Consider the following 4,864-nt stretch of genomic DNA (forward strand, 5'->3'; position numbering starts at 1 on the left):
GGCGCCGAGTGCCTTGGTCAGGCCTGTCCGGCCTGCTCTGCCGAGGGCACCTCGGCCTGCTCGGCCTTGGCCGCCTGCTCGGTCTCGGGCGAGGACTGCACCTCGGACTCCGCGGCCTCCTCGGCGTCCTTCGTCTCGGCCTTGTCGCCGTCGAGGAGCTCGCGCTCCCACTCGGCGAGCGGCTCGCCCGCGGCCTTCTCGCCCTTGCCCTCGCCGGAGCCGCCGGAGGAGCGCGCGATCAGGCCCTCCGCCGCGGCGTCCGCGATGACGCGGGTGAGCAGCGTGACGGAGCGGATCGCGTCGTCGTTGCCCGGGATCTTGTAGTCGACCTCGTCCGGGTCGCAGTTGGTGTCGAGGATCGCGACGACCGGGATGTTGAGCTTGCGGGCCTCGCCGACCGCGATGTGCTCCTTCTTGGTGTCCACGATCCAGACGGCGCTCGGCACCTTCTGCATCTCGCGGATACCGCCGAGGGTCTTCTCCAGCTTCGCCTTCTCGCGCGAGAGGACGAGCAGCTCCTTCTTGGTGAGTCCGGAGGCCGCGACGTCGTCGAAGTCGATCTGCTCCAGCTCCTTGAGACGCTGGAGGCGCTTGTAGACGGTGGAGAAGTTGGTCAGCATGCCGCCGAGCCAGCGCTGGTTGACGTAGGGCATGCCCACGCGGCTGGCCTGCTCGGCGATGGCCTCCTGGGCCTGCTTCTTGGTGCCGACGAACATGATGGAGCCGCCGTGCGCGACGGTCTCCTTGACGAACTCGTAGGCGCGGTCGATGTACGACAGCGACTGGAGCAGGTCGATGATGTAGATGCCGTTGCGCTCGGTGAAGATGAAGCGCTTCATCTTCGGGTTCCAGCGGCGGGTCTGGTGCCCGAAGTGGACGCCGCTCTCCAGCAGCTCCCGCATCGTGACGACGGCCATGGCCGTTCTCCTTGAGGTACTCGGTTGTCTCACCGGGGCCGGTCGGCCTCGGCGTGCCTGACGCCCCTGGCGCGCCGCACCGTCGACGGCCTGAAGAGGCGGTCTCCGGCACCGAGTTGCGCGGCCACCGTGCGAGGGTGGCGGGGCGTGCGAAGTCAGCCCGGCAGGCCGGGCCGCCCCAGCAGTGTACGGGAACCGTGCAGTCGCCCGCGCCCTCGGCTCCGCTGCCGCCGTCGAGCCGCACCGGGTACGGGCGGCGGGCGGCCTGGAGAGGCTGTCGTTCGGCGGTGCGTGCGCGGGAGTTCACGGACGGAACGCGGAAGAGGCGGCTCGGCTTTCGGGCGGCGATCCCCTCCCAAGGGTGACGAAGTTATCCCCAACTGTCGGGTTATCCACAGAAACAGAGCATGATCACCGAACTTCCGCGGAAGTCTCCATCCTCTTCACATGCACCGCACTCAACGCACCCGTCGGGCCGGCCGCCACGTCGCCGGCCACGGCTCCGTCCGTCGCCTCGTCGGTTCCGAACTCGGCCACGAGCCCCGGAGGCGCGCTTCCCACCGCCCGGTCCCCTCCTGGGCGAGGGCGTCGGCCTTCCCCCGCGCCGGAAGCGCCGGCGCCCCGGTGGGTCTCGCTGCGATGCGGCCGGTTTCCGGTCGCCGCCTCCGCCGACGCAGCAGGCGGCACCCGTCCATCACGGCGCTCGCCGTCCTCTTGCTGCTGACGGCGGCGTCCCTCCTGGCAGGCTACGCGGCGGCTGCTCCCTCGCCGCCCGGAGCCACCGTCGCCCCGCCCGCGACCTCTCACACCCCCGCGCCCGGCACTCTCCCTCCCGCGCAGCCGGGCGCGGGTCCTCCTTCCCCCTTCGGCTTCGCTCCGCCGCAGAGCGTCTGCCGGGGAGGGGCCGTGCCCGGACGGGGCTGCGGTCCGGCCGGCCGCCGGGCCTGGCCGGTCGCGGGGAGCGAGCCGGGGAGGCGACCGCTCGTGGCCCGAGGCTGGGAGCGGCCGCCCCGTCCCTGGGCCGCCGGCCACCGAGGCGTGGATCTCGCGGTCGGCAGCGGGCGGCCGGTGGTGGCCGCGGCGCCGGGCAAGGTCGTGTTCGTGGGGAAGGTGGCGCACAGGGGCGTGGTCTCGATCGCTCTCCACCGGAGCGGGAGCCCGCCGCTGCGCATCACCTACCAGTCGGTCCGTCCGAGGGTGCGGAGCGGAGCCGTCGTCCGCGCCGGCGAGACCGTGGCGACGACGACAGCAGCGGCACCCACTCCTCATCACCGCTGCCGCGGAGGATGCCTGCACTGGGGCCTGCTGCGGGGAGACCGGTACCTCGACCCGCTCTCGCTGCTCCCGCCGCAGATGCGCGGCGGCCGGGCCCGGCTCCTACCGATCTACGGAACCCCGCGCCCCGTCTCCCGTCCGCGCCCGGAACGCCGGGCGGACCGCTGCGGAGCGCGTCCTCAACCGGCGACGCCGCGCAGCGCGAAGCCCACCGCCGCCTCCACCACCTGCTCCGGCTCCTCGGCTGCACCGAGTTCGATCCTCCGCACGGCGGCGTCCACCACCCCTTGCAGCATCATCGCCACCAACCGGGGCTGCTCGTGGCCGAGTTCGCCGAGAGCGTCGACGATCATGGCGATGAGCCCGCCATGAGCGGCTCGGATGCGCTCGCGGGCAGCCCCGTCCAGCTCCCCGACGGAGATCGCCACCACTGCTCGGTGCCTGCCATCCCCCACCAGCGAGAGCTGACTGCGCACATAGGCCGCGAGCTGCGCCTCCGGCGACTCCTCCGCTGCCATCGCGGCCTCCACCTCGGCCGCCCAGACGGGGAAGTCGACCGCGCACAACTCCTCGACCACGGCCGCGCGGGATCGGAAGTACTCGTAGACCGAAGAGCGGGCGAGGCCCGTGCGCCGCGCGAGGGCGGGGAAGGTCAACGCCTCGGTGCCGCCCTCGGAGAGCAGCGAACGTGCGGCGTCCAACAGGGCGGCGCGTTGCATGTTCCGGTGCTCGGCCACTGAGGCCGCTCGAATCCTGGGCACCGTCCCAGCTTACGAAGGAGGCACGGGGCAGCGCTCGGGTAGGGCCGAATCGTACGGAGCGAACTGTCGAACGGGCTGCTGTGCGTTGCCGGTCGGGACGGTTCAGCGCCCGGCGTCGGCGAGCTTCGCGCGCAGGTGCAGCACCGACTTGCTGTGGATCTGACTCACCCTGCTCTCGGTCACGCCGAGGACCTGGCCGATCTCTGCGAGGGTCAGTCCCTCGTAGTAGTAGAGCGTGATGACCGTCTTCTCGCGCTCGGGCAGGCTGTTGATGGCCCGCGCAAGCAGGAGGCGAAGCTCCCGGTCCTCGGCGACCTCGACGGGATTGTCGGCGGAGGTGTCCTCCAGCGTGTCCATCAGGCTGAGGCGATCGCCACCCTCACCCCCGACGTGGAGCAGCTCCTCGAGCGCGACGACGTTGGCGAGGGACAACTGACTGAAGATGCCGTGCAGTTCACCCTGAGAGATCCCCATATGGCCGGCCACCTCGGCCTCCGACGGACTGCGCCGATGGGACGCCTCCAGCGTCGCGTAGGCACGTTCGACGGCTCTCGCCTTCTGCCGTACCGAGCGGGGAATCCAGTCGAGCGCCCGTAGCTCATCGATCATGGCGCCCCTGATGCGGGTGATCGCATAGGTCTCGAATTTGTTCGACCTGTCGGGGTCGAACTTCTCGATGGCGTCGATGAGTCCGAAGACGCCGGAGGAGACGAAGTCACCCTGCTCCACATTGGAGGGAAGCCCCACGCTCACTCGTCCCGCCACGTACTTCACCAGCGGCGAATAGTGCAGGATCAGCTGCTCTCGGAGCCTGGAATCCCCCGTTCGCTTGTAGGCGCGCCACAGTTCGTCCAGCGTGGCGGGCACGGCTTCGCCGCCTACTGGGGTTGCCATGGCCGTACGGTCAGGCCCGGTGATGTGCTGGGGCATTCGTCGCCTAGCCGTTCTGCTTCATGAAGAGCCGTCTGCGTGCTGCGGAATGGTGGTCTGCTCAGTGGTACGAGATGAGTGCCGCGGTGGCGAATGGCGTGAGCGTAACGCGACCGCGACACCGCCCAACTCGCTGGAAGCGTCGCTCTGTTGTACGCATTCGAAGCGCACGCAAAGGTACGGGCGGCGCACGGCAAAACACCGGCAACCGCGCGAGCCCGCACAAGGTCCGCGCCGGCGCACATGGAGCAGCCTTCCACTCCATAGACCCAGGTCAAGGAACGGCTCATCACACGATCGAGTGCCGTCTGCCACCGCCCTTCAACTGCCACTCCTCGCCGACCCGTTCGACAAAACCGAGCGCATGAAGTTCACCCAGCCTGATCCGGAGCACTTCCGGGGGAACGCCTACCTCACGTGCGAGGCTGCCGAGGCTCGATGTGCCCGACGCCGGCAGCGCCTCCAGTACCGCAGCCGTCTGAACCGGCAGGAGATCTCTCGGAAGTTCCGGCCCACGCCGTTCGGGCGCCAGTTCGCCGACCGCACCCACGAGTTCGACGACCTCGTCGGCGTCCGTGACGACACTGCCTTCGCCCCTGAGGAGTTCATGGACGCCTGCGGAGCGACCGGAGGTGACCGGGCCCGGGACGCCCATCAGATGCCTTCCGAGACGGCGAGCGTGACGCGCTGTCACCAGGGAGCCGCTCCGCACCGGCGCCTCGATCACGACGGTGCCGCGGGTGAGAGCCGCGATGACACGATTTCTGAGCACGAAGCGACTGCGCGTCGGATGATCGCCAGGCGCCAACTCGGCGACCAGCAGACCCTGTTGCGCAAGCCGACCGGCCAGTTCCCGGTGCCCTGGCGGGTAGGCGACGTCAACCCCGCAGGCCAGCACCCCAACGGTGGGCCCGGAGACGGAGAGCGCACCCCGGTGGGCGGCTCCGTCCACCCCGTAGGCGACACCGGAGACGACCGTCC

Annotated in this window: 4 protein-coding genes and 1 pseudogene; 1 reads left to right on the forward strand and 4 read right to left on the reverse strand. The window is 70.3% G+C overall.

Going from position 1 to position 4,864, the window contains the following annotated elements; all coding sequences use genetic code 11:
- Positions 1–17 precede the first annotated feature (17 nt).
- On the reverse strand, positions 18–917 hold the full coding sequence (gene rpsB / locus UWG_RS0124655) for a 30S ribosomal protein S2 (protein ID WP_016909868.1): 900 nt from the start codon (positions 915–917) through the stop codon (positions 18–20).
- A gap of 639 nt (positions 918–1,556) precedes the next feature.
- Here rpsB and UWG_RS32355 point away from each other — a divergent pair.
- A pseudogene (locus tag UWG_RS32355) lies at positions 1,557–2,189 on the forward strand (peptidoglycan DD-metalloendopeptidase family protein); the annotation flags it as partial.
- Positions 2,190–2,371: 182 nt separating this feature from the next.
- Here the strand turns inward: UWG_RS32355 and UWG_RS0124665 are convergent.
- The 3 genes from UWG_RS0124665 to UWG_RS32360 all read right to left on the reverse strand — a co-directional run.
- On the reverse strand, positions 2,372–2,929 hold the full coding sequence (locus UWG_RS0124665; RefSeq protein ID WP_016909870.1) for a TetR/AcrR family transcriptional regulator: 558 nt from the start codon (positions 2,927–2,929) through the stop codon (positions 2,372–2,374).
- Between the two features lie 126 nt (positions 2,930–3,055).
- The gene (gene whiG, locus UWG_RS0124670; RefSeq protein WP_029391743.1) at positions 3,056–3,883 is read right to left on the reverse strand and encodes an RNA polymerase sigma factor WhiG; all 828 of its coding nucleotides are present in this window, start codon (positions 3,881–3,883) and stop codon (positions 3,056–3,058) included.
- 289 nt (positions 3,884–4,172) lie between these two features.
- The coding region (locus tag UWG_RS32360; RefSeq protein WP_193386478.1) for a DNA-processing protein DprA at positions 4,173–4,864 on the reverse strand (692 nt) is incomplete at its 5' end.

The organism is Streptomyces xiaopingdaonensis (genome assembly GCF_000262345.1).
Taxonomy (GTDB): domain Bacteria; phylum Actinomycetota; class Actinomycetes; order Streptomycetales; family Streptomycetaceae; genus Streptomyces; species Streptomyces xiaopingdaonensis.

What these genes read in the sequence shown, in the direction of transcription:
- rpsB (WP_016909868.1), bottom strand. Translation starts at nt 917, where the DNA reads ATGGCCGTCGTCACGATGCGGGAGCTGCTGGAGAGCGGCGTCCACTTC.
- whiG (WP_029391743.1), bottom strand. Translation starts at nt 3,883, where the DNA reads ATGCCCCAGCACATCACCGGGCCTGACCGTACGGCCATGGCAACCCCA.